The organism is Paenibacillus sp. J22P143 (assembly GCF_059692035.1).
In genome coordinates this window covers 21725-46291 of sequence record NZ_JCAUAQ010000033.1, presented here as the reverse complement: position 1 = coordinate 46291, position 24567 = coordinate 21725, and the positions used below count along the sequence as shown (strand labels likewise).

25 protein-coding genes are annotated in these 24567 nt (G+C 36.9%); 14 read left to right on the top strand and 11 right to left on the bottom strand.

Going from position 1 to position 24567, the window contains the following annotated elements; all coding sequences use genetic code 11:
• Positions 1–205 precede the first annotated feature (205 nt).
• Positions 206–1201 (top strand): tetratricopeptide repeat protein, encoded by a 996-nt coding sequence (locus AC58PQ_RS26735; protein WP_497246969.1) that lies wholly within the window; start codon positions 206–208, stop codon positions 1199–1201.
• 644 nt (positions 1202–1845) lie between these two features.
• Here the strand turns inward: AC58PQ_RS26735 and AC58PQ_RS26730 are convergent.
• From AC58PQ_RS26730 to AC58PQ_RS26700, 7 genes are all read right to left on the bottom strand, one after another.
• The gene (locus AC58PQ_RS26730) at positions 1846–2955 is read right to left on the bottom strand and encodes an RES family NAD+ phosphorylase (RefSeq protein WP_497246967.1); all 1110 of its coding nucleotides are present in this window, start codon (positions 2953–2955) and stop codon (positions 1846–1848) included.
• 148 nt (positions 2956–3103) lie between these two features.
• Positions 3104–4267 (bottom strand): tyrosine-type recombinase/integrase, encoded by a 1164-nt coding sequence (locus AC58PQ_RS26725; RefSeq protein ID WP_497246965.1) that lies wholly within the window; start codon positions 4265–4267, stop codon positions 3104–3106.
• Positions 4268–4270: 3 nt separating this feature from the next.
• A complete protein-coding gene (locus AC58PQ_RS26720; protein ID WP_497246963.1) occupies positions 4271–4663 on the bottom strand; it encodes a hypothetical protein in 393 nt (130 codons plus the stop codon).
• A gap of 2 nt (positions 4664–4665) precedes the next feature.
• Positions 4666–5256, bottom strand: coding sequence for an ImmA/IrrE family metallo-endopeptidase (locus AC58PQ_RS26715; protein WP_497246961.1), 591 nt, complete (start codon positions 5254–5256; stop codon positions 4666–4668).
• A 236-nt stretch (positions 5257–5492) separates the two neighbouring features.
• Positions 5493–6515: a hypothetical protein gene (locus AC58PQ_RS26710; RefSeq protein ID WP_497246959.1), complete on the bottom strand. Its 1023-nt coding sequence runs from the start codon at positions 6513–6515 to the stop codon at positions 5493–5495.
• On the bottom strand, positions 6499–7035 hold the full coding sequence (locus AC58PQ_RS26705; RefSeq protein ID WP_497246957.1) for a hypothetical protein: 537 nt from the start codon (positions 7033–7035) through the stop codon (positions 6499–6501). The genes AC58PQ_RS26710 and AC58PQ_RS26705 overlap by 17 nt, the downstream gene beginning before the upstream one ends.
• Before the next feature lie 80 nt (positions 7036–7115).
• Positions 7116–8318: a hypothetical protein gene (locus tag AC58PQ_RS26700; protein WP_497246955.1), complete on the bottom strand. Its 1203-nt coding sequence runs from the start codon at positions 8316–8318 to the stop codon at positions 7116–7118.
• Positions 8319–8758: 440 nt separating this feature from the next.
• Between AC58PQ_RS26700 and AC58PQ_RS26695 the strand changes: the two genes are divergently transcribed.
• A complete protein-coding gene (locus AC58PQ_RS26695; RefSeq protein WP_497246953.1) occupies positions 8759–10648 on the top strand; it encodes a DNA methyltransferase in 1890 nt (629 codons plus the stop codon).
• Positions 10641–13265 (top strand): DEAD/DEAH box helicase family protein, encoded by a 2625-nt coding sequence (locus tag AC58PQ_RS26690; RefSeq protein WP_497246951.1) that lies wholly within the window; start codon positions 10641–10643, stop codon positions 13263–13265. The genes AC58PQ_RS26695 and AC58PQ_RS26690 overlap by 8 nt, the downstream gene beginning before the upstream one ends.
• A gap of 234 nt (positions 13266–13499) precedes the next feature.
• Here AC58PQ_RS26690 and AC58PQ_RS26685 read toward each other — a convergent pair whose 3' ends face one another.
• The 3 genes from AC58PQ_RS26685 to AC58PQ_RS26675 all read right to left on the bottom strand — a co-directional run bounded on the left by AC58PQ_RS26685 (position 13500) and on the right by AC58PQ_RS26675 (position 15928).
• Positions 13500–14240: a hypothetical protein gene (locus AC58PQ_RS26685; RefSeq protein WP_497246949.1), complete on the bottom strand. Its 741-nt coding sequence runs from the start codon at positions 14238–14240 to the stop codon at positions 13500–13502.
• Positions 14241–14637: 397 nt separating this feature from the next.
• On the bottom strand, positions 14638–15672 hold the full coding sequence (locus AC58PQ_RS26680) for an SAP domain-containing protein (protein WP_497246947.1): 1035 nt from the start codon (positions 15670–15672) through the stop codon (positions 14638–14640).
• Between the two features lie 67 nt (positions 15673–15739).
• Positions 15740–15928, bottom strand: a complete 189-nt coding sequence (locus tag AC58PQ_RS26675; protein ID WP_497246945.1) for a hypothetical protein — start codon at positions 15926–15928, stop codon at positions 15740–15742.
• Positions 15929–16117: 189 nt separating this feature from the next.
• Here AC58PQ_RS26675 and AC58PQ_RS26670 point away from each other — a divergent pair, with 189 nt between their 5' ends.
• Positions 16118–16807, top strand: a complete 690-nt coding sequence (locus AC58PQ_RS26670) for a stalk domain-containing protein (RefSeq protein ID WP_497246943.1) — start codon at positions 16118–16120, stop codon at positions 16805–16807.
• Positions 16808–16890: 83 nt separating this feature from the next.
• Here AC58PQ_RS26670 and AC58PQ_RS26665 read toward each other — a convergent pair whose 3' ends face one another.
• Entirely contained in the window at positions 16891–17256 is a 366-nt protein-coding gene (locus tag AC58PQ_RS26665; protein WP_497246941.1) for a helix-turn-helix domain-containing protein, read from the bottom strand.
• A 155-nt stretch (positions 17257–17411) separates the two neighbouring features.
• Here AC58PQ_RS26665 and AC58PQ_RS26660 point away from each other — a divergent pair, with 155 nt between their 5' ends.
• From AC58PQ_RS26660 to AC58PQ_RS26615, 10 genes are all read left to right on the top strand, one after another.
• Positions 17412–17636, top strand: coding sequence for a helix-turn-helix transcriptional regulator (locus AC58PQ_RS26660; protein WP_497246939.1), 225 nt, complete (start codon positions 17412–17414; stop codon positions 17634–17636).
• Between the two features lie 13 nt (positions 17637–17649).
• Positions 17650–17853, top strand: coding sequence for a helix-turn-helix domain-containing protein (locus AC58PQ_RS26655; RefSeq protein WP_497246937.1), 204 nt, complete (start codon positions 17650–17652; stop codon positions 17851–17853).
• Between the two features lie 143 nt (positions 17854–17996).
• On the top strand, positions 17997–18503 hold the full coding sequence (locus tag AC58PQ_RS26650) for a helix-turn-helix domain-containing protein (protein WP_497246935.1): 507 nt from the start codon (positions 17997–17999) through the stop codon (positions 18501–18503).
• Positions 18504–18856: 353 nt separating this feature from the next.
• The gene (locus AC58PQ_RS26645; RefSeq protein ID WP_497246933.1) at positions 18857–19105 is read left to right on the top strand and encodes an AbrB/MazE/SpoVT family DNA-binding domain-containing protein; all 249 of its coding nucleotides are present in this window, start codon (positions 18857–18859) and stop codon (positions 19103–19105) included.
• A 19-nt stretch (positions 19106–19124) separates the two neighbouring features.
• Entirely contained in the window at positions 19125–19472 is a 348-nt protein-coding gene (locus AC58PQ_RS26640) for a hypothetical protein (protein ID WP_497246931.1), read from the top strand.
• Between the two features lies 1 nt (position 19473).
• A complete protein-coding gene (locus AC58PQ_RS26635; protein WP_497246929.1) occupies positions 19474–20475 on the top strand; it encodes a hypothetical protein in 1002 nt (333 codons plus the stop codon).
• An 11-nt stretch (positions 20476–20486) separates the two neighbouring features.
• Positions 20487–21659: a metallophosphoesterase family protein gene (locus AC58PQ_RS26630; RefSeq protein ID WP_497246927.1), complete on the top strand. Its 1173-nt coding sequence runs from the start codon at positions 20487–20489 to the stop codon at positions 21657–21659.
• The gene (locus AC58PQ_RS26625) at positions 21656–24202 is read left to right on the top strand and encodes a sbcc family protein (protein WP_497246925.1); all 2547 of its coding nucleotides are present in this window, start codon (positions 21656–21658) and stop codon (positions 24200–24202) included. The genes AC58PQ_RS26630 and AC58PQ_RS26625 overlap by 4 nt, the downstream gene beginning before the upstream one ends.
• The gene (locus AC58PQ_RS26620; protein WP_497246923.1) at positions 24199–24396 is read left to right on the top strand and encodes a hypothetical protein; all 198 of its coding nucleotides are present in this window, start codon (positions 24199–24201) and stop codon (positions 24394–24396) included. The genes AC58PQ_RS26625 and AC58PQ_RS26620 overlap by 4 nt, the downstream gene beginning before the upstream one ends.
• The gene (locus AC58PQ_RS26615) at positions 24393–24545 is read left to right on the top strand and encodes a DUF6906 family protein (RefSeq protein WP_236286980.1); all 153 of its coding nucleotides are present in this window, start codon (positions 24393–24395) and stop codon (positions 24543–24545) included. The genes AC58PQ_RS26620 and AC58PQ_RS26615 overlap by 4 nt, the downstream gene beginning before the upstream one ends.
• Positions 24546–24567: the final 22 nt, after the last annotated feature.

Genomic DNA, 24567 nt, shown 5'->3' with positions numbered 1-24567 from the left:
AGAATGTTCTTGATTCTCCCTTTTTTCGAACCACCGACTGGACAGCTTGTCCGTCAGGGCTAGGACAACTTACGCCGTCAATTGGCGGACGGTATGGTTTAGCAGTAACATCATTAATACTGATTGAATTTAAAGTCCTGTTTATTTAAGGATCTAATTGAGTTATAAGATAGAACGAAGAGGGAAAATAATTGGGGGAATATCAATGAAGCGTAGTCTAATTTCTTTGATAGAAATAATCAAATATATTTTTTACAAACAGATACATCATAATACGTTTCAATACTTTAGTAAGATACGCAAAAAAAACAATACTCATAATCAAATTGAATTGATAACAATGATTTTGTCGATAAATTCAAATGATTCACAGGCATATTATTTTAGAGGAATGGCTTTCTATGACAAAGAAGAATATAAAGCAGCAATTGATGATTTTAGTATTAGTTTGGAAATAGATGATCAAATGTATCAAGTAATCAATTGTAGAGGAATGTGTTATTATCTATTAAACGATTTTAATAATGCTTTAAAAGACTTTCTAAAATCCAATAAAGCAGATGTATGTAATATATTTATTTACAGAGCAGATATTTATCGAAGATCAGGAGATATCGTAAGTGCGATTGAAGATTTGAAGTTAGCAAGAGAGATTGAGCCTCATAACCCTAATATTATATATACTTTAGGCTCTTTATACTTCAAAAAGCAAGCTTTTGATGAAACAATTGAACTAATGTCATTATTAATTATGAATGATTTAGAAAAAGATATAGCATATGATCTTAGAGGATGTGCTTATAATCAGAGTAAACAGTACGAACTTGCTAGAAGAGATTTTGAATGGTGCATAAATAATACTACTATTGATGGAAGAAATTTTTATAATAGGGGATTGACATATTTTAATACATCTCAATTTGATGAAGCATTAGATGATTTTAATACATCAATTGAATTAGGTTATAACAACAATTCCAATTTATTTTTATACATAGGAAGAACAGAAATATTTTTCGGGAATTTTCAATGCGCTCTTAAATGGCTAAATTGCGCACTGAGTATGGATGAGGATAATGCAAAGATCTATTTTTTTCGAAGTCAATTGTATAAAGAAAATGGCGATTTAAGTAATCATGAAATTGATTTAAAAAAAGCAAGAATATTAAATAGCAACATTGATAATGAAGCATTTGAATAATTTGTAAGCAACTCAAAGTTCCGTCGCATAACACCGTATTCACGCTGCTGGGCTGACACCCCTTGGGATTTCGAAGAAGCAGATACATGCTGACTACCCTGCGAGGCTAACCGCAACGGAGAACGATAGTTCTTATTAACCGCTTTATCATGAAGCGGTTTTTCTTTTGGTTGAAAATCAAAAATAAAGAATAACAAAGCCTTTATAATAAACAAGGCCGTTATATCAGATTTTTTATGTTCTAGAAAGTCGGAATATTTTATGATTAAAATTAGTTGGTCACCAACTACTCAAAATGCATGCTGTACTATATAATTTTAGTGTCTGTTATAGTCAAATAAACCCTTATAGAATAAGGGTTTTAGGAAATTGTCCTATAAAATAATAACGGCGACTGCTTGCGCAGCCGCCTCATGGGAGAAGAGAGAAAGTCCTTTTGATGGGTCCTGTTATAGTCCGGAAAAGCCTTGATATATAAGGGTTTTCAACTTTCGGGTATTAATCAATTTGATGCGGTTGGGGACGGTTTGAAGAATTTCGTCCCCAATCCGTCCCCAAGATTTTGCTGTTTCAAAACTGTACTAGTTCAATCATGTATATCCTTCGTTACTTCAATGCAGAAGGGAGCAAACTGTCAAGTACGGCTATGTGATCCCTGTAATCTCATCATTAGCTTTAACGGCTCCTAAAAGATAGTTATAGTTAACATTTGTTAGCACTAATTTATTTATACTTTTAACCATCACCTTTCCTTCAAGTATTGGCCGTCCAAAAATCGCTACATTTTGAGCCATTATAGATTGTTCATGTGATCGAAATTGTGGTATGCGTCTATTGGACATTCCATAGATCGCTGCTTCATGTGGCACAACCCCATTCTTTATATAGCTGAAATATGATGGATACACTATTCCATCAAACCCTGCTTGTTTCACTGCTAAGCTAATTTCACGAGTAATATTATATGCATGTTTTCCAGCCAGAAACAGCATATTTACTGCGAGATCCAAACTTTCAAATTCAGAGATATGATCATTTTCATTTAGAATAATTGACAAATTCAATAATTTTAAAGGAGCGGTAGGTTGCAATGTAGCAACATATAATTCGTCCTCAAACGATGCACGCATTTCGTGTATACATAGCTCCAAATCAGGTGAGGTATAAAGCACTGGCTGCTTAGCCGAATCTAACCGACCACTACCTAACAATTTATCTGGTGGGCTGTCAAATTCTTCTGAATTATATGTGAGGTTAGTTCCACTTCTAATTCTGTATAGAGGACCATCAGTTGATGTTAATACTGTTTCAGGATATTTTCCGATAATTCTTTCTATGATATCACGACGTTTATCAGTATCAAGTAAAGCTTTCAAAGGTTCGATTTCTCCGTACATCCACGCTCTAGGTCCATAAAAGAAAAAACCAATTCCTAATAACTTCTCAAAAACCTTCATATCTTTTTCGAGGTTTTCATTTAAAAAAATCGAAGTTTCCTGAAACTTATTAAACTGAATCTCCGGAAAAGCTCCATATTCACAACGAACAATTGACCCCCATACAAAAAAACGATGAGCAACCTCATTCAACTGGTTTAATGTTATTTTGTTTCCCGTCATTATTCTACAGTTTGGACAACTATCACTACTAAGACAACCAATCCGCTCTGCATCTAACCGCAAGCCTTGATCTTGAAAACAGTCAGAACATGCAACAATTCTTTCATTCATATTTCCATCGTTAGTCATTTCCATAAATATGTCTCCTAAGTTTTTTACTTACTTCAATCACCGACTACTCACGCACTGCCAACCGATCTGTTCTACGAGTAAACCTAAAAATAAAGTTATTCAGTTGTATATATTCTACAGCTCTCATTTATTTCCTTTGACAAAGAAGAGGCTAGTTGGGGGCAGTGAAGAATGAATCGAACTTGCTCGCCGCGGCTTGATCTGCAGATTGAATCGCATGGCCATAAACATTCATAGTGGTTGAAATATTAGAGTGACCAAGACGATTAGAAATGATCTTAGCATGAACGCCTTGGTTAATGAGAAGGGTAGCAGAAGTATGGCGAAGGTCATGGAATCGGATGTATTTCATCTGGGGATACTTTCTAATGAACCGGCGCCACATATCTCCAGGAGTTTTTGTGTAAAAGGGTTTACCATTCCAGCTACTGAAGACAAAGAAGTGTACTCCGGCTGCCCATTTTTCTTCAAGGGCATCTCGATCCGTTTTACTTTGATTATAAAAAACTTTAAGTTCTTGAATCACAAAGCTCGGAACTGAGACTTTGCGTATTGAGTTTTTCGTTTTTGGCTCCTTGATGATGGGCTGTCCATCTTTAAACATCGGAATGGATTGCTTAACATCGATAACACCGGTTTCTAAATCAACATGCTTCCATTCAAGTCCCAGGAGCTCTCCACAGCGGAGGCCTGTTGTCAGAGCCAAAAGGATTAAAACCCGGAATAAAGGCTTTTCATTTGAAAGTGCCTGGATTAACCATCGAACTTCCTCGTCATTATAGACATCCATCTCTTTAGATTTTTCTTTAGGCTTGGTTACCCCTTTAACGGGATTGTCTTTAATGACCTTCCAGTCAACTGCTTTTGAAAATATGCTGCGTATTACACGGTAATTATAAACAATCGTCGAAGAGGAAAGGGTACCTTCACCGATGATGCGATTCTCTGTATGCAGCTTTTCTAAGTAATCGATGATATGCATTGTCTTGATCTTATTCATGTGCAATTTTCCGAAATAGGGGAGAATGCGTTTATTTACGTGATAAAGATAATTCACAATAGTTTTTGCTTCTAAATTCTTTTCAACGAACTTTGTTTTCCATTCTTGGACGAATGCTTCGAAGGTTTGTTTCTCGGGGGCAATGTATTCGCCAACTTCAAATTCAATTTGAAACTTAGCTAATTCGGCTTTTGCTTCTTTCAACGTAGAGACTTTTACGGTCCTAGATCTTTTAATACGATTACCTAATGAATCATAGCCTGCTTCGATAACCAAACGGAATGCATTTTTCCCTCGTTTCTCTATACTCGGCATGTCCTACCTCCATTCATAAAAGGACTTTACATCCATCTGCATGATTTCCTCAATATCAGCCACTTGAATAATGAATTGTTCTATGTCGTCATATTCAAACTGTAGCCCCTCTTGATATTTCAACTTTTCCAAACGACGGACAACACTATGTATATCGATTCCAAACTGATTAGGACGCTCAGGGTGCCTTGTCAGGTCCTCAAAAAGAATAGAGACGCCCATAGAGTCATCTGCGTAGTCTTCGGCCGTCTTGGGGCGAAATGGAGCTTCTAAAGGTATGTAAAGAAATTTCTTGTGCCAGGCAATGTTTCCTGAGCCAAATAAGATATTTAATTTGTCCGGTACCGGATGGAAATCCTCGGGGTGCTCCATGTAAAAAACGGATATCTTTGCCATTCCTATGCTCCTTCTTGTTGTTTCCGACCAAGCTCTGCCATCACACGCCTTACATGGTCATCATCGATTGTGATCTTTGTATTTCGACGGCGAATCAATTCTTCTTCGTATTGAGCCGTTTGGACTCGTTTTTGAATTTGTTCTAGTCGGTGATGAACAAACCGTTCAGTTAAGCAAAACTCTTCGGCTATCACCTTTACAAGTAGGGAAGGGGAGACTGATTTAAATTCCTCAAGTAGGTAAGAAGGCATGGCTGCATAATGTTGAAAGTTTTTAGCCTGGATTTCCTGCAGTTCAATGAAAGATTTTGGCATGATTTCTTGCTGGCCAACATGCTGCAGAGGGTGACAAAGTTCATGAAAGAAAACTTCACGTTTTTGTTTTTCGTTAAGGTAGGCATTTAGGAAAATAAAAGAGTATTCATCTTCTTTCCATTCAGCAAAAGAGGGCCCGGCGTAAATGCGTATTTCTATATCAAAGACGGATGAAATTAGGTCTAGGTCCATATCGGACGCATACTCGATGCCAATGCTGCGGTACTCTTTTTCTAGCCATTTTTCGAGTTCAGTAGGTTTGTAAAGTGATAGGTCCATATACTACCTCCCATAGGTAGATGGTAGCATATTTCATTCAAAATAGGAATATACGTTCGTGTAATTGTCGAAAATAACAGATTAAGTGGGAGTATGTCGGATTACCAAGGAAGTCTTCTTTTTGCGAAAATACTTAGTCTTGGAATATAAAATAGTCTAGTAAGAGTGTGATCTTACTAGACTGTTTTATCAAATTTGGAGTAGCAGCTTGTTTTGAGGGTAAAGGGTATAAGACGTCATAATAACTTCTCTAAAGAATAAGATTTTCTATCTACAAGTATTTGCAATTGATTTTCTTTTTGTTGTATTGCTTTTTTTACTGGGATGATAACAGAGAAGTTGAAGGGTTCATTTAAAACTATGTTGAATTCATTATCTCCATTTATAATGATTTGAGAATGAAAAGCTCGTATTGAAGTCATATCTTCAGTTGCAAAAAAAATTACTCCATTAATATCTGAATTTTTCAATTTATTGAATAGACCAATAAATAATTCATCTTGTACTTGTGGTTTTATTTTGTACTTTTCAAATAAAATGCTAGTAGTTTTAACCAGATGAATTAAGTAATTATTTCTGTTATCTGTGTTAAATAAAATAGTTATTGAATAATTTGAAGCAGGTATTTTTTGATTATAATCAATAAAAAGTTGATCATTATTTAATTTAATTTTGATGATAGGGTGAATAAGTTTTTTTAGTATATCTTGTTCTTTTATTTCGTTATTAAAAAAGTAGAATAATGTTGTTAAATATAGATTTTGTTTTTTGTCTAAAACAATTGGTTGATTACTATTAAAAGATTTAAATATTATTGGAAGTCCTATAAATGTTATTGTGATTAATGCAGTGGCAAATAGAATAATAATAACATCGGGTACATTGAAAGAATTATAAAGATAACCGATGCAAGCAAATATCCAAATTAATGAGATGCAATATGAGATTAAATTAAAAAGAGTTAGTGTATTTTTAAATACTTTTTTGTTAGAAATAAGATAATATATTTTATTTATTTTTGTAATCAATTCATTTGGATTTGCTAATGAAGGCGAGTTTCCAATATGTTCTTTTAATTCCCATGCTAAATCATTAGAGTTCTGTATAGCTCTTTCATTATACTGACTAATAATAATCGTCGTTAAAGCAAGCATTGCAACTACTGCAGAGGTTGCCCATGCCAAATATTCCACTGAATTAGTTGTAATAACAGAAAAATTTATTTCTACCCAATGAGAAAAATCAGAAATCATTTGCATAACACGATTCCACCAAATCATATGAAATTTTTAAAATTTTAGTAATAAAATTTATGTCAGAAGACATTGAATATGTAATAAGTCCATTAGTATAAATTTTTAAGAAAATTGATTTGCTATCAATATTCAAAGTGGCGTTAATACCAAAATGAGGATCTATACTTAATGAGCTTACTTGAATTGGTAATTTATTAATTTTAGCATTAAGTGGTGGTTTTAATATTTCTAATAAAGTATCCTCACCTATAATTTTAGATATTAGTTTTTCAAGATAAACATAGTTTTGAATTGATGAAGAGAAGAGAAAAAAAATCGATTCTTTTCGTATGAAATTAATTAAATTCATTTTCCCATTCTCAAATGATAAAGACCAATGAATTTCACCGGTTTCTAACAGGCTATCATAAAAAAAGATTGAGTAAAACTGACCATCTTCTTTAAACATGAAATTCTGTAAATTAAGATTAAGCTTGTTTAAATTATTTATTCTCACCATAAAAACTGAACTGGAAAGGAACACAATATTTCCTCCAATTTAATTATCTATTATTATAAAAGGGAACTATTGTTCTGTTTTAAGCTGCAAAGATATTATACAACTTAAACGTTATGTTTATGTATAAAATAATCAGATATTTTTTCTGAAGAATCCGGAATTAGTACTAAGAGATCATTCTTTAGTTCGGAAATAAATTGGTTAAACATCGATCTATTTTCAAAGGTTCCTCTAAGTAAAATTGTATTTATTTTTTCCGTAGCAATTTGTGTTGCATCCGGATCGTTAATGATTTCTTGTAGTGCAGTATATAGTTCGTGACTAGTATTTTCTAATAATCGTGCTGAAAAAACTGATGGTTCAAAAAAGGTAATCTTTAACATACCAATTAAATCAATTTGTAAATCAGTAATTAATACTGCACTTCCACTTTCCATTTTAATTACATTGATTACAAATTTAGCTATTTTATCAGTGTTAAATATTCTTTCTACTACATCTGGATCTGAAAATAAATCAGTTCCACCTAATCTTGCACTTTTTACTCGAGGCGCAGTATCATTGTTAAAAGTTAGGGAGTTAACACTATTAATTTCATAGCCAATCTCCGTAAGCTTTTTGAATATCAAATAAACTACTAATAAAGTTAATGATGCAAATGAGCTCGTAGAAGTATCTCTCATAATTTTAATATCTTTTTGGATATATGAATGTTTTATAACTATTTCAGAAATTGAAAGGCCTATGAACTCAGTGAGTTGTGAAAATACTCTTTGATAGCCAGCTCTAGAACCAATGACAAAATTATTAACAAAATCAAAAGTGATTTTTATTTCTCCTGTGTGTAACAATCTTGGGGAATCCAATACAGTTGGATCGCCAGAGTATTCTTTGTATTTAATAGTGAGACTAACTATGTTATCAGTAAGATCTGTTTGCAATTCTTCGTACTTTTCAAAGAGAAAATTTTCATATTCATTATCCTGAATAAATATTTCTTCGAGATATTGTTTCATTTCATTTAAGGGTAGATTGGCTTCGAATTTAGAAATATAGTGTGGCTCTCCCATTGTTTGCCGATCATCAAGAAGACTAATTATCTCATACAAAACTAATTCTTCTTGACTAGGATTGGCACGAATGTAAGTAATTATATAGTCTAAACATACTAATGGATTTTGATTAAAATGTACTCTAGGAGAGACTCTTAGTTCATTATTGAAATAATCTTGAATTGAAATTACTCTCTTTTTCTTGTTTCTTCTCATTCTTTGACGGTAGACTCTCTCAAAAGCCTCAATAAGCATGAAATAACCCCCTAAAATTTTCAAGATAATTATACCATGCCTAATTACCTAGGTATACAAAATATGTATTTTAAGGTCGAATTTAGTATGGTAAAATATCTGGGATAGAAAAAGTGTGGGAATCAGTTAGCTGGAGTAACGGGTTGTATCTTTAGTGAAAAATTAAACACCCTCCAAGAATATCGTTATAAATTAAGATAAACATGGTATTTGTTTGCTCGGGCTAATAGTGATATGATGTGGAATTCGTTCTTACTAAAGTAAGTATTAAATACCCGAAGCTGTGATTATTAAGCTAGCAAATCGGATCTTAAAATAGATATTCATTAAAGTGGAAAAGTGCGATATCATCAAGGGATATATGTAAAAGAAAATGTATTAATGTTAGATAAACAATTAGCTAAATTTGAAATATGATCTATTTGCAGGAGGGGTTTAGGATGGAAACAAGATTATTAATAGAAATTAAAAAAGTTTTATCGGTTTTCCCTGAATATTGGGAAGGAGATGTTTTAAATAAAACAAGAGTAATTGCAGATTTGCGGGATTATAAGAAAGAGTTGATTGAGAACTTGCTGAACAATGAGGCAATTAAGGAAGCATACTCATTTAATATTTCTTTAGGAACAATTTTTAAGATCGAAGAGTTTATCAATATGTTAAGATATAAAAATTATTGGGATAACAGCTACACAAAGTTCAGTAATGAGATCGGATTGACTAGTGATAATAAATATCTAAAATATAATACGAGTGTGGTATTGGATTTTCCACACAAAGATTGCATTTTAGAAGGTGGAATGACCAAGGAAAGTTTAAGTAAGCAAGAAGTTTATTATCATAAAATATTAGCAAAAGAAGAAATTGATACACTATTGTCACCAAAAGTGTTTACTAATATAAAGAAGTATGATGAGAGTGGAGAACATGCTATCTTGGATTTTGATGTAAAGAGTAACTTGGTAATCAAAGGGAATAATTTAATTGCACTGCACTCATTAAAAAAACGATTTGCGGGTAAGGTGAAACTAATATATATAGACCCTCCATATAATACAGGGGGAGATAGTTTTAAATATAATGACCGTTTTAACCATTCAACGTGGCTGACATTTATGTGGAATCGTTTGGAAGTTGCGCGTGAGATGCTTAGTGACGGAGGTTCTATTTGGGTGAATATTGATGATGATGAAGTTCATTATCTAAAAGTTATCATGGACAGTATCTTTCCGAATGGGTTTATTGCTAATGTTCTGTGGCAAAAAAGAACATCACCAGATGCGCGGGCAGCACTTGGTGATGCACATGATCATATTCTTGTGTATACGAACAATGTTATGAAATTTAAGGAGAACATTAATACGTTACCTTTGACAGAAGAACAAAGAGCCAGATATCAAAACCCAGATGAAGATTTTAGAGGTCCATGGGTGTCAACAGATTTTACAGCTCAAGGATTCAGACCAAATCAAATGTATAAAATAGTCACACCATCTGGTAAAGAATACACACCTCCAGCAGGACGTTGCTGGTACATGACTGAACCGGAGTTTAGAAAATTACTTGAAGAAGGAAGAATGTGGTTCGGTAAAAATAACGATTCAGTACCACGTAGAAAAACCTACTTATCTGAATCTCCAGGTAGTGTAGCATGGACCTGGTGGACAAATAAAGAAGTCGGGCACAATCAAGAAGCTAAAAAGGAATCAATTGCGTTGTTTGGAGAAAAAAATCCGTTTTCTACGCCTAAACCGGAGAGGCTCCTTCACAGGATTATAACCTTATGTACCAATAAAGGTGACGTAGTATTAGATTTTTTTGCTGGAAGTGGGACAACAGCCGCTGTGTGTCATAAGATGGGCAGACAATACATTGCTATTGAGCAGTTAACATATGATACAAATTACACGCCAGAAAGACTAAAGAAGGTAATACAAGGCGATCCAGGTGGGATTTCAAAAGAAGTAGCCTGGAGTGGCGGTGGTAGCTTTGTTTATGCCGAACTATGCGAGTTAAATCAAAAATACATTTCTCGAATTCAGGAAGTAAAATCAGATCAAGAACTTGACGGACTGATTAGGGAAGTCAAGGAAATTGCTTATTTGGATTACAAAGTCAACATTGATCGTTTAACCAATGAAGATAGTCAGTTTGCGGAATTATTAATAGAAGATAAGAAAAAGGTACTCATTGAAAGCCTCGATGCAAATCAAATGTATTTAGGTTTCTCTGAGATCAACGATACAGAATATGCGATCTCAGCATCGGATAAAAAATTTAACAAATCGTTTTATCAAAGAAATGAAGCGATGGTGAATAGCAGTGAGTAATGAGATTTTGCACGCACGCATTGAGAAGCGTTTTAATGATATTTTCGAACAGCCTCCTGAAGTGCCAAAGTATTTGTTTGATAATTTAAGTCATGGTCTACGTCCATACCAAGAATTGGCACTTCAACAGTTTATTTACACGCAGCGTTCGAATGTTGCTGATCTTTCGTTTAATCATCTGTTATTTCATATGGCAACTGGATCAGGAAAAACACTTGTATTAGCAGCAACAATCCTCTATTTATTTAGAGAAAAAAGACATCAGAACTTCATATTTTTTGTCAACACTGATGCAATCATCAAGAAGACCTTTGACAACCTAACTAATACAACTTCGCCAAAGTATTTATTTAATTCTGAAGGTATTATCATTGATGGGAGTTCGATAACAATTCAGGTAGTGGATGTGTTTCCGGCCATCCCAGCTGACAATGTGATCTACTTGAAGTTGACGACCATACAAAAAATGCATATAGATTTAAGCCATCCAAGAGAGAATGGCCTTACTTATGAATCGTTAATGGAAACCAACCTGGTCTTACTGGCCGATGAGGCACATCACATTAATGCATTGACTAGAACCGATAAGAAAAAACTAAAATCAGAAGAAGCAGAAGAAAAGACGTGGGAGAATACTGTCAACAAGTTACTGCGACTACATTCTACTAACCGTTTGATTGAATTTACGGCAACAATTGATTTAACTAAAGATGAGCTCTTCGAAAAGTACAGAGATAAGATCGTGTATCAGTATGATTTGAAAAAGTTCATGGAGGATGGTTATTCTAAGAATGTTGTTTTGCTTCGCTCAAACGAAAATGATGACCAAAAGATGCTGTATGGGTTGTTGCTTAGTCAATATAGGAAATATGTCGCAGGAGATCATGGGGTTTATTTAAAACCGATAATGCTATTTAAGTCGAACAAAATTGCAACTTCTTTAGAAGCAAATAATACTTTCATAAGCATTGTAGAAGGCCTATCCACAGAGCAACTGCAAGGAACAATTGAAAAGGGGCTTATTATCTATCAAAATGAACAAAGTATTTGGTCGAAGATGTTCGCTTATTTTAATGATAAAGATTTGGAACAAGTGGTTCGGGAGCTTAAATGGGATTTTACAAATGAAACGATTCTAAATGCGAATGATTCCACATTTATGTCTGAAAGTAATGCAATCTTGTTAAATACACTGGAAGATGTAAATAATCCTATTCGGGCAATTTTTGCAGTTGCGAAATTGAACGAGGGTTGGGATGTGCTAAATCTCTTCGATATTATTAGAATTAGTGAAGGGGCATCAAATACGAAGACGACGACGGATAGTGAAGCCCAATTAATCGGTCGTGGTGCTCGATATTATCCATTTGAGCATGAAGGGAAAAAATCATATGTCAGACGTTTCAATTATTCGGGCAGTGAATTAAGGGTTATTGAAACATTACATTATCATACAATTAATGATATAGCATATATTAAAAACCTTAATGAGTCGTTGGAAGCAGCTAACATTCAAGTGAAAGAGGACAAGTACGACCGTTTAGAAGCGAAGGTAAAAGCGAAATTTCGAAAGCTAGAGCTTTACAAAGAGGGAAAAATATATATCAACAAGCTAGTTCCAACCTCAGCAGAAGATTATCAATCTTTTCGCGATTATAATATCTCGCAGAATTATGACATCAAGTTGGAATCATCTGTCGAGCAACGTTTTGGTTCGCAGCAAACGACGTCGTCAGGAACAAAACAGCATGAAGAACGATTGTATATAGACAAAAGGTTGTTGCAAAAAGCGATTCAGCGTAATGTATTTTTTCGGTTCAATAACTTAAAAGAATATATACCGAGCATTTCAAGCACGAAACAGTTTATAGAAAGCGAGAGTTTCTTAGGTGATCTTAAAATTAACCTTTCATTGCCACAAGGTATATTTGTTAATGATTTATCGTCGAAAGAAGTGCTTTCAATTGTTGAGAAATTTCTAGCATATGCCGAAAAGAACATCCGTTCTAACTATATGAAAGAGCGTGGAACAACAGTGTTTGAAGGAGTTTCTTTCAATAAATTGATTGATGATTATGTGGTCGAGATGAATCATGTAAATCAGAGGATGTCGAATGTATTTTCACCAGTTTTGAGAACAAGAAATATGAGGGATCACGATTGGTTTATATATGATCAAGCGATCGTAAATGGATTGGAAAGTGAAATGATTGATTTTATTAATGATTTTATGGAACGTCTTAGATTGAAGTATCAAGACGTTTATCTCATTCGAAATGAACGTAAAATTAAAATTGTTGAGATTGACGGTGTTCGTGGGTTTATGCCCGATTTCTTGTTATATATGAGAGACGCAGAATTCACTTATCAGGTTTTTCTGGAACCTAAGGGGGATAATTTGCGGGAGCATGATAAATGGAAGGAAGACTTTTTGTTGTCGCTTTCTACACGCTCAGATATTGAAGTGCTAAGTGAGAATGAACAAGTTCGTTTAATTGGTATTAAATTCTTCTCTAGTGATAAAGAACTAAAGCAAGCATTCCGTGAAGATTTTAATGCGAAGCTATTAGATGATGAAGAAGTTGAGCAATTAAGTTATTCTCTATCAAATAAATAGATAAACATAAAGAGAGGCTAAGAATAGCCTCTCTTTGTTATCAGACCTGAAATTGAACTTCACGAAACTTTGTAACAAGATAAACAATTTGTCTATTACTTAACATTGTCGGAGCCTGGGAACTCAATAAATCTACTAAAACTAACGCTTTTAATAATGTAGTATTCCAATTAAAGAATTTTAAATTGGAAACTTGATTAAGGCCCATTATTGGCGGATCTCTTTTTGTGAAACTTAGTTCTTTCTGTATTTGATTAATGAATTTTCTTTAGGATAATAAACGTATGCAGGCAATTTAATTGAATTACGACGGCAAGGATAGTTAGTAAGAATGTGCCGCTCGCTATCAAACATATAAATAAAAAATAAGCCTATCAGTTCTTCTTCAATATCAGAGTTGGGTATTTTTTCAATCATGTAGGATACTACTTGTGGCTTATTAAATTTTTGGTAAATAAACCTATAGATGTAGAATAAGAAAATATAGAAAATATAAAGTAGCCCAAATACAACTATTAATTTAGTGTATTGCTTAGTAGCAAAATAACTTGTAATTTCATTATTACCTGAAATTGTGAGTAAAACGGAAAAAAGTAAGAGTGAGGCAAAGTTAATAATAATATTTACGTTTATAAATTTAGTTGCAGTAATGGAACGGAAGAGAGAAATTATCCAACAAGTAAGCAGAATTAAAATAGTAATAACTATTACCCCAATATCAATTAAAAAGATTATGCTTAATATATCCTTTATCTTACTGTAATCAACTAACACGTTTGAAATATTTAGTGTAAATACAAGTATTAGTGATACACATACAATTTCTAAAAAATCCTCCCAAAGTTTTGTAGTTATTGGAGTTAATATAATATCAATTTCTGTTTTGTTAGTTGTAACAATGTAAAATCTGACTAACACTAAAATGATTGTGACTAGTGGAGCAATTTTCAATATTAATTCAATAATTCCTGACATAAAATCTCCCTTGACTAAAAATTATATATGTATTTAATGGTATGATACGAAATAAATAAGATAATCGTTTCAAAAATGGATTACATTTTATTGTAATAGTATTTTCTGAAAGCCGTTAGCTGATAAACTAACACCAATTTTTCTTAGTAAAAAGAGAACCTGACATTATAGAGCGGTTCTCTTTTTGTATAAAAATATAAACTGCACGTATCGTTTAGTAAACAAACGCCAAGAATATCGCAGTTAATGCGTTGTACTTGGCGTTTGTTCATCCCTATCGTGTCATAATGTGGAACTCGTACACGTTGTGTAAAACTAATAATTACTTTTAGTAGTGTTGGTTTAGATTAATAATTAACTAAACAAAGAAGTGCAAGATCAGAAAGCGATGTTTATTTCACCCTTTAGTAAGAGATTTGTATCTTTTCTCAGCTTTTAAATAGATTTGTTTTAAGTTCTGATTATTTTCATTCAATTCATCGAATAAAATCTGATAAGTCTCTTCTTTAGTGAAAATATGGTACGGGACCTTGAGGGGACTAACAACAATAAAATAGAGATTTCTAAATTCTTTTTCAGACAGGTTCATTTCTACAAGGAGATGCGAAATTCTATTAATGATTCCGGGAGCAACCTTACAAGAAGAGCTGTCATAAGGGAAGAAGTTTTTCTCTAAAATATGTAGGTATTCTTTGTTGAAGTTATTGCTCATACCACTCAAGTCAATGAAACAAACCTCTAACAGACTCCGTAGAGAATCTTCATATTTGTCTTCAATTTCTTGTAAAACAGAAAAGGCATGCAGAATATTTCTATAAAGTCCGAAATTTTGCGCCTTCCAATGGTTCTTTTTCTTAACATCTAAAATTGAATATCCAATCTCGAATTTAGAAAGGTTTGGATTTTTTAATTTTTCTTGATGTGCTTCTTCAATAGAAATATCAACATAACTTTGGGAGTGAAAGAACCATATGTGCTCATTTTCTTGAATAGTGTTAATACCTTTCTGAGTCAATTGGTAAAGCAAGTCGGGAAATAAATGTGCTAATTCTTGCGGGCTGACATTTTCTTGTATTCTTTGAATCAATTCATCTTTTTTTCCAGAGGTTTTTAGTGAACGCAGTTGAAGTAAATCCTTTAAATCACTTACAGTTGATTTTCTCATATTTTCCTCAATATTATGGCTGGTGATGAGAAAATCTTGATCAATTAGTTTTTTTAGCAGAGTATATGGGTCGACCTCATATCGATATTGAAAATACCCAGGAAACTTGATATCGCTAGGTGAACCATTGACGTAATCTAACATTAGCAGATCAACTGGTTTCAAAGAAGAGTATGTACTCAACTGTATTCCACTGGTGGATTCTCTCGTTTGAACGGTTTCATAAGATGGTTTAAATGTATTAATAATTTTTTTTAATATACTCATGTAACACCTCGAGGATTATTTGACATTTGACATAATATGCGTTAAACATGGCGGTTGTTGTTTGTGACTAGCGTGTCATTATGTGGAATTCGTACATGTTACGCGAAAACCATGAATCACCAATCTTTACATATTTGTCACAGTATTCGCGAATGATCCCGGCATTTTCTAAATTGTCATCATTGCTAACAACTACACATGTTTGCGAGAGTGCCGCCGCGAAGAGTTCAATATCAGTTGATAAAACTTTATTCATTATAAAACCTCCGAAAATATACTATCCTAATATAGAAATATCTTCCATGATAATAACATAGTTCTAGTTCCAAGGATACAAAAATTGTCTATTCAGGTCGAATTTACTATGCTAAAATAGCATGTGCAAAGCAAAATGCAATAATTCGTCGTATAAACAACACAATTATTCATATGGGGAGAGAATACTATGAAATTTCAAAAGAAAAAAATGATTACTGCCTTAGCTATATCTTCTGTACTTCTAGCAAGCGGCGCTTGGGCTGTTAATGCTGATACTATGGTGAAACAAATCTCAGCATATCAAAACGCAGCGTTAAATGTGACAGTTAATGGGAAATCCATCGATCTCTCAAGCGATGATGGTATGATGTACCCAATTGTGTACGAAGGGCACAGCTATGTTTCGGCCAAAGCAGTTGCTGAAGCTCTTGGGGCATCTGTAAAATGGAACAATGAAACTCAAACTGTTGAAATCTCAAGCAGTACCTCTAGTTCACCTGGGATTCCAAGTAAAGATAATACATCTTCAAAAAAAGTTTTTGATGTTCTAGATTCGAAATGGCAGGGAACATACTCCGTCTATACTGGTCAAGGTGAAACAAGTGCGACCATTACCATAGAGAACCAATTAGCAACAGTAGATTTTGGGCCATCTACTAAAAACCCAAAACTCCCAACAGGTAAATATACTGCTCTAGTGGAGTACAACAAAGATACAAAGGCAATCACTTTAACTGGTGTGAAATGGATTAATCAACCATCAGGATGGGCTTTTGTGGATTTTTCAGGTAGCATTTCAGATGACTTAATGACTGGTACTGTAATTGCATCAAATAAGTCAGAGGTAGGTAATTTTAACTTTAAGTTAGTAAAGTAATTTATGCTGCAGCACTCGAGTCGCGGATTAATTCTATTAATCACTAAATAAAAAGAAATAAACGACACCAATGTGAGTGTCGTTTATTTCTTTTTATTTAGACCTTTCCTATAAGCCTCCACAGCAGCCTGTGCCGCGGCACGGGCTATCTCCAGTTCATCTTCAGAGTATTGATCGGCACCTCCGAAGAACGCGCGGCCTACGCTTGAAGACGATAAGTCGTCGGCAGCTTTATTTTGATCAGTGTAGCCAAGTAAATAATCAATAGTGACATCAAACAAGTCTGCAATCTTACGCAATGTTTCTTCCCTTGGGACCCTTGATTTTTCAACAGACTCATATCCAGCAATAGTTGGTCTGGAAACGCCAATTGCTTCTGCTGCTTGTTCTTGAGTCCAATTCTTTTGGTTTTCTCTAAGTTGCTTAAATCGCTCAGCAAAAGATGCCATCGTCTCACCACCGGAACATTATTGTTTAATTCTATATTAAATTGTTCCTAAAAGAAACGATGAGATAAGGAACAAATTTTGTTGACAATGTTCCGAAAAGGAACTATATTGGTATTATACACAGTTCCTAATCGGAACATAATGGGGTGATCAAAATGAATCAACGTTTGGAACTGATCGAATTTAGAAGGAAAAGTAACCTCACTCAAGATGATATTGCTGGCTTGTTAGAAATTTCAAGAGCTTATTACACGAATATTGAAGTTGGAAGAAAGAACCCATCAATGGCAGTTGCAAAAAAGATTGCAGATGTATTAAACACAACAGTAGATGCTATTTTTTTTAATACCAATGTTCCGAAAAGGAACGAAACTGCATAGAGGAGGTGAAAACATGGACCAACAAGTCGAACGTAAAACCTTAACTGTTGACGAAATCGCGTCTTACTTAGGAGTGCACCGCGATTCCGTCTACACAATGGTTCGTAAAAAAGAAATTCCTCATTTCAAAGTCGGCGCCCGCATTCTTTTCCGAATGGAGACTATCGAGAGTTGGATGAAGCTACAAGAAAGTCAAAATCATCGCATCGCTCAATAAAACAAAACCCGCTGACGGAAAATGTTGTCAGCGGCTGCAGGGAGGGGAGATGAAACGATCATCTGTAGCTTCATCTTATATCGCTTCAATGTCACGAAGCTACATTGTTCTAGTGCTAATTTGTCACATTAATTTGAAAGGTGGTGAAAAAAATCGCAATTGGAAAAGCCATTCAAGCGTTCCGAAGAGAAAAAAACTTAACTCAAGAAGAACTTGCAAATCGAATTCCAATTGATCGTTCTGTACTTGCACGAATTGAAAGCGGAGAGCGTCCGCTGCCCAGCGGGTATGACACGGTGGTATCTGGGCTATCCTGGAAACTTGCTCTCGAGATTGCTGATGAGCGGACAGGAGGCTACATATCAAATATCCTTGAGGATGTTCCAAATCTGGATTTACATCCGGCAGCACTTAAAGATGTACTACTTAAACAACTTGCAGAAGCAGGGAAAGCATTGGAGAGACTTACTATGGCAAAACACATATCTCCTGAGAAACGAAGAGAGAATGCTGAGATAGTTTGGCATGAGATGAGAGTTGTCATTGAAACAGCCAATGTCATGCAAGGGGTTCTGGAGGAAGAGTTCTGTTTAGACAGAAAACGAATGATCCAGAAACATGAATTTGAAGTAAAGAAATGTGATCGTTGAGAGGAGGTGAAGATATCTGCCGCAGATTCTTGTAAGCAAAAACGTAGGCATCTACGCACATTTAAGTAAGTTGTATTCCTATTTAGAGGCTTTGCGGACTAACCCAGGTTATTTCCATAAGGAAGTGAGACCTGCTGCAGAGGATTGGCTTCGAGGGGCAATTGCTACCTTGGAGAATGAATTGTATGGAATAGAAAAAGAAGCAGCCACCGGCCAGGATGACTACTTCAAGATAACAGCTTTTGAAAATAATATTGTTTCCAGTATACCGACTGAAAGATCGCAATTCAAGGACTCATTTTTTTGTCTATAAATCTATGAATCTATCAAATCAATTCAAGAGGAGAAACAACATGTTGAAAGCAACTGGAATCGTAAGAAAAGTAGATGAGCTCGGTCGTGTGGTAATTCCTATTGAGCTGCGGAGGAATCTTGGGATTGAAATTAAGGATCCCATTGAGATTTTCACGAACGGCGACAGCATTGTTTTAAAGAAATATGCTCCGGGTTGCGTGCTTTGTACCAATATCGAAAACGTGAAGCCAGGTCCTGGTGGCAAATTAATTTGTACGAGCTGTATTAGCCAAATTCAATCTATTTAAAATACGGGAGGTCGTTCAAATGAATAAACAAACAATTATCGCACGGTTAATGGAATTGCCGGACCTTATCGCAAATGCAGAGGTTGCATTGATCAATGCACAAAACAATCTCAATATTGCTCGCTCGCAGCTGACGCATAGAGAGGATGGACTGTACCTTGGGGTTTTTGAAGATGAGGGAATGGTCATCGATGGCAAAAACGCTGAAATTCGCAGCGCACAGCTTCGGAAGTTTTCGACAATTGAACGAAATGAGGTAGCACGCACGGAGCACCTCACAATGGAGTCTCGCTATCAACTGGAGAAGTTGAAGACGGAACTTAAGGCGTTGCAGTCCATTGTGGATCTACTTAAGGGGGCGGCGTAATTTGAACGAAGTCACTGTTATTCAGCCTCAACCATCTAACGGTCAATCCGGCAGCGGAGCAATCATTGATTACGAATTTGGGAGTGCGACGGATTTACGGAAGAAGTTGGTCGATATGAAGCAAAAGCTAAACCTAACCAAAGAATTTTTCCGTGAGGTTATGCAAGAAGGTGTTGATTACGGAATTATTCCGGGTACAGATAAACCCACTTTACTGAAGCCAGGCGCCGAAGGCCTTTGTGAGTTATATAATTTCGCTCCGACGATCGCTAGCAAGGTGGAAGATAAAAACTTCGAGACAGGTTACTACGGAGTGGATATCACGATTCGATTAATCCACCGCGGTTCAGGCGCCATCATTGGTGAAGGTGTAGGCCATGCGAATACATTTGAGAGTCGGTATCGCTGGAGATGGGTGCAAGAGAAAGATCTTCCAAAGGGTGTCGAAAAGGATGACCTAGTTAGTAAAGAACGCTCTGGTAGATATGGCAAGTTTGTATCTTACCGAATGGAGAATGACGACATGCATTCCATTTGGAACACTGTTCTGAAGATGGCTAAGAAACGTGCACTTGTGGATGCTACCCTTGCTGCGACTAGGTCCAGCGGAATCTTCACGCAAACTGAGCAAGAGCTGGAAGCTTATCTGTCAGGTGAAGATCCGGATGGAGAAGGGGATGCCCAACCTCAATCCAAGGCTCATCAGCAAAACACCCAGAGCCGGCAGACAGGTAGCCGCAGCGCGGGCGCAGGTAGTTCAGGTCAAACAGGCAATGTCGTTCAGAAAAATCGCGTTTTGGATCTCATGAAAAAAGCTGCCTTAGATTGGAACTCTCTAGCAAAAGAGGCCACGATCGCGTTGAATCGTGAAATCAGAAAGGTCGTTTCAGATATTCAATCGGATGCAGATTGGAAGACTGTCGGAGACCATCTAGAATTTTTAATTGCAGCAAGCCAGTCTGATCAAAAAGAAATGAACTTCGATATCCCAGAAGACTTGTGAGGTGAATTGGTTTGAAAATAGCTCATGTTGCAGATAGCCACTGGGGGCTCGGTTACCCGGGACCGAATCCATATTCTCGGTTTGAAGACATTACCAGAGCAATGGATTGGGTTGCGGATCGGATTATTGCAGAAGAATGCGAGATTGTACTCTTTGCTGGCGATGCGTTCAAGGATGCCAGAGTATTCATCGATCGGGCTACGATTGAGATTGCGGCGTTTACGCATTGGTTACGGCGATTAAGCAGCGCGGGGTGTAAGGTCATTGTGATTAGCGGAACACCTTCACACGATGCCGTTTCCGCTTACGAGATCATTAAAGAAATGTCCATTCCTAATGTTACTATCTTCACTTCACCAGGCGGTCTCGTACTAGGATCACCTGGTAATGAATTATCCATTAGCTGCCTACCCGGGATGAATCGCAGTCAGTTTGCCACTCAAGAAGAGTTTAAAGATTTAACTCCTAATGAGTTTCATCAGAAGATGACGGAATGGATTTACGAGAAGTGTTCTGAATTGGTCCTTAAAAGTAAGGGGACTAAGCTACTCATGTCTCATCTAACCTTTGACCTAGCGGATACAGGCTTTGAAGATGTACTGCTGATGAACGAACCAATATTAACTGATGAGACTGCACAGCTGTTCGATCTAGTCGCTCTTGGTCATATTCATCGGCCGCAGCAGGCTGGTAGAAATGTCTTTTACAGCGGAGCTCCTGAGCGTCATAACTTCGGAGACGAACGAACAACTCCTGGATTTTGGATTCATAAATTAACTGGAAAGCAAACCTTTGCATCTTCCTTTATAGAAACGCCTGCCCGCCGCTTTAAAACCATTGATTGGTGCGACATGGACATTGAAGCTTGGTTGGATGGACAAGTGGATGAGTTCGCAGCCATAAAGGATACCATCGTCCGGGTCCGATACACCTGCAGCGAAGATCTACAGAAACGATTCGATCGAAGGACGTTGGAAAAGTCCTTATACGATGCTGGTGCGTTCTATGTGCATGAAATTAAAGCAGACATTGAACGCTCAGATCGGGTTCGTGACGTTGAGGTAACCGAGAATCTTGGTCCACAAGTGGCGCTAGCTAAATGGAGTGAGAACCAAGCGATTGAAGCAGCGGAAATAAGCGAGCTGCAGATACTCACTGCGGAACTACTGGAGGTAATTGCATGAATCCATTAACGCTTGAATTAATTAACTTCCGCGCAATTCCATATGCACATATTGATCTGACTGACGTTACGATCGCGGCCATCTGTGGAAGAAACGGTGCGGGGAAGAGCTCTGGTTTCACCATGGCACCAAGATTTGCATTATTCGGTGATGTGATCGAGGGAGTCAGCATGGACGATCTTGTGAGGCGAGGTACGCAGGACATGGCCGTCACCTTTACATTTGAACACCAGGGCAGTACCTATCGAACAATCAGGACGCGCTCACTTAAAGGAAATGGTAAGAGCACTTTAGAGTTCCAACAACAAATTAATGACCGGTGGGAGAGTAAGTCTGCTGAGAAAATCAAAGATACAGAAGCAGTAATCCGTAATCTGTTGAATCTTGATGATGAAACCTTCACAGCATCGAGCATGATTATGCAGGGCAAAGCCAATGAGTTTACAGCCAAGTCAGCCGGAAAGCGAAAAGAGATCCTGCAGCAGATACTTGGGCTTAACATATATGAGCGTCTGCAGGAAGCAGCGAGACAAAAGGCTGCAGCACTCCATATCGAGATTGAAAAAGCGAAGGATAAACTGGCTGAGCATGATGCTCGGCTGTTGCTGAAGCCTTCCCGGATCGAGTTAATTGAACAACTAACGGAAGAAGCCGAAGAATTGAAATCATTGATCCTGATAAAAGAAGAAGCGTTAAGGCAACAGGAAGAAAAGATTCGCGACCTTCAAACTAAAGCTGAGAAATCTGCAGAGTTTAATAAGCAAAAGGTTTTGATTTCCAACGAGCTGGCTCCACTTCAATTAGAAAAGGAAGGTCTTCTTGCAAAGCTGGGGCGTGCAGAGAAGATTCTTTCGAGAGAAGCGGAGATTGTTACAAACACAGATGAGTTTTATCTAGCAAAAGAGCAGATAGCAGCGCTCGAGGCACGTCTTCCAGAACAAGAGAGATTAACGGCTGAACTCAAACACATGGACTTATCTATCCTTCATTTAAAAAATGAGCTGGACCCGTTAGACCATAGAATCAGGAACCTTCAGCAATTACTGCAGAGTCGAGAGCTGTTTATGGTTAAGTCGGAAGCGTATAGGACCGCTTGCTTACAGTTAAAACAAACAGAGTTGCTTGCTGAAAAGTGGGATTCAACTGAGAAGGAAATCTTAGATGTTCGAGCAAAAGCGAGTGCGGAGCAGACAAGGATCAACACAATAAAGAGTTTGCTTGAATCAGAAATTAGAATGCTTCAAACAAAGACATCGATGCTTGCTGATTCCAATTGCATTGATGTCACGAAAGCAGCTTGCTTATTTCTATCGGATGCACAAGATGCCAAGCAATTGTTAGGTACCAAAAGTGAAGAGCTAAGCAGGCTAGACCATTCTTTATTTAATACGCTAAACGAATCCCTTAACAGCCTAACTGAAACTCAGCAAGCGATTGGTTATGATTTCGCTGCTCACAGAGCTTTGAAAATTACCATTGAAGAACTTAGGCCAATGGCAGAAGAAGCAGGTCAAATGCAAGCAAAGGAAGAGCTCCTTGAGAGTTTGCAGGCTCAAAGATTACGGCTTATTGGACAACTAGAAGAGTTTGAGCTGAAGCAATCAAGCACACAAAACGATCTGAGCTTGTTGCGTGAGGCTCTGGCACCTCTTCCTGCGCTTCGCATACGCGTGGAGAATCTCCAAGCCTGGGCGAATTTGAAAGAACAGCTTGGGGCTGCACGTGAGGCTAAACAGGGTTCAACAGCTCGGATTGCATCCATTAATATTGAAGAACAAGTAAAGGCAGAGCGTAAGCATACTATCGAGGAAGAGATCGTAATTCTACAACTGGATTTAACGAGTTTGGATTCTGAGGTAGCACTGCTTCCAATCTTTAAGCGTGACCTGCAGCAGCTGCGTGAGCGGCAACATGTACTCATTGAACAGCTTGGCGGCTTGAAGATTGAGCTTGCTTCTCTAGAGAAGGATGAGCAGGCTCGCCTGCAGCTGGCAAATGAGCTGGAGCCAAAGGCTAGAAAGTGGAGCAGGTATCAAACTTTAATTCGTGCTTTTGGCCGTGGTGGTATCCCAGCTTTAATTATCGAGAATGCAGTTCCACAGCTTGAGCGTATCGCGAATGAGATCTTAGGTAAGATGTCCAAAGGAAAGCATTTCATCAGATTTGAGACACAACGAGAGTTAAAGAGCCGTGACGGTGTCCAAGAGACGCTTGATATTATCATTGGTGATTGGACGTCTGAGCGGCCATATGAAACATTCTCCGGTGGCGAGCAGCTTCGTATCGACTATGCTATCCGGTTTGCTCTAGCCGAGTTACTGGCACAGCGTGCCGGCAGTAAAGTGGAGTGGTTAACGATTGATGAGGGACTTGGGTCCCAGGATGCTGAGCACCGCGGACTTGTTCTAGAGTCCATCAAGGCAGTGGCAGATCGATTTAAGAAGGTTCTGGTTATCACACATATTGAAGAAGCACAGGCTGTGTTTGAACAACAGATTTTCTTTGAAAATACAGAAGCAGCGGTACGTGTAAATGTAGCATGAACCAGCTCGACGGCAGCACACCACTTACGAGATCGGGTGTCGGTAAACGCATATGGGATTTGTTTGAGAAGGATCCCGTTCAATTTAAGAAAGAGGTTATCGAGTATTTTGCTACAGCCTACTCAGGATTCACGGTTGTGCGAGCGAAATACCCAGACATTTATTTAAGAGACGATCGGAGGCAATCACTTTGAAAAACGGAAAGAAACCTACCCGGCAGCAGCAGGTTGCGATAATCGCAGCCAACTTGGATCCGAAGGATTGGCTCATCATGAAGAACTTATCCAGTGAATTACACATCCTGCACCGCGTTAAAAAGGATTCAAAAGTTATACCTGCTTAGGGGTGGCGTAATCACAAAGCGG

Bases quoted from the DNA above. Each gene is read 5' to 3' on its own strand.
- AC58PQ_RS26710 (WP_497246959.1), bottom strand. From the start codon at position 6,515: ATGCAAATGATTTCTGATTTTTCTCATTGGGTAGAAATAAATTTTTCT.
- AC58PQ_RS26700 (WP_497246955.1), bottom strand. From the start codon at position 8,318: ATGCTTATTGAGGCTTTTGAGAGAGTCTACCGTCAAAGAATGAGAAGA.
- AC58PQ_RS26715 (WP_497246961.1), bottom strand. From the start codon at position 5,256: ATGGACCTATCACTTTACAAACCTACTGAACTCGAAAAATGGCTAGAA.
- AC58PQ_RS26660 (WP_497246939.1), top strand. From the start codon at position 17,412: ATGAATCAACGTTTGGAACTGATCGAATTTAGAAGGAAAAGTAACCTC.
- AC58PQ_RS26735 (WP_497246969.1), top strand. From the start codon at position 206: ATGAAGCGTAGTCTAATTTCTTTGATAGAAATAATCAAATATATTTTT.
- AC58PQ_RS26680 (WP_497246947.1), bottom strand. From the start codon at position 15,672: ATGAGTATATTAAAAAAAATTATTAATACATTTAAACCATCTTATGAA.
- AC58PQ_RS26625 (WP_497246925.1), top strand. From the start codon at position 21,656: ATGAATCCATTAACGCTTGAATTAATTAACTTCCGCGCAATTCCATAT.
- AC58PQ_RS26620 (WP_497246923.1), top strand. From the start codon at position 24,199: ATGAACCAGCTCGACGGCAGCACACCACTTACGAGATCGGGTGTCGGT.
- AC58PQ_RS26695 (WP_497246953.1), top strand. From the start codon at position 8,759: ATGGAAACAAGATTATTAATAGAAATTAAAAAAGTTTTATCGGTTTTC.
- AC58PQ_RS26725 (WP_497246965.1), bottom strand. From the start codon at position 4,267: ATGCCGAGTATAGAGAAACGAGGGAAAAATGCATTCCGTTTGGTTATC.
- AC58PQ_RS26730 (WP_497246967.1), bottom strand. From the start codon at position 2,955: ATGGAAATGACTAACGATGGAAATATGAATGAAAGAATTGTTGCATGT.
- AC58PQ_RS26665 (WP_497246941.1), bottom strand. From the start codon at position 17,256: ATGGCATCTTTTGCTGAGCGATTTAAGCAACTTAGAGAAAACCAAAAG.
- AC58PQ_RS26645 (WP_497246933.1), top strand. From the start codon at position 18,857: ATGTTGAAAGCAACTGGAATCGTAAGAAAAGTAGATGAGCTCGGTCGT.
- AC58PQ_RS26720 (WP_497246963.1), bottom strand. From the start codon at position 4,663: ATGGCAAAGATATCCGTTTTTTACATGGAGCACCCCGAGGATTTCCAT.
- AC58PQ_RS26685 (WP_497246949.1), bottom strand. From the start codon at position 14,240: ATGTCAGGAATTATTGAATTAATATTGAAAATTGCTCCACTAGTCACA.
- AC58PQ_RS26640 (WP_497246931.1), top strand. From the start codon at position 19,125: ATGAATAAACAAACAATTATCGCACGGTTAATGGAATTGCCGGACCTT.
- AC58PQ_RS26675 (WP_497246945.1), bottom strand. From the start codon at position 15,928: ATGAATAAAGTTTTATCAACTGATATTGAACTCTTCGCGGCGGCACTC.
- AC58PQ_RS26655 (WP_497246937.1), top strand. From the start codon at position 17,650: ATGGACCAACAAGTCGAACGTAAAACCTTAACTGTTGACGAAATCGCG.
- AC58PQ_RS26670 (WP_497246943.1), top strand. From the start codon at position 16,118: ATGAAATTTCAAAAGAAAAAAATGATTACTGCCTTAGCTATATCTTCT.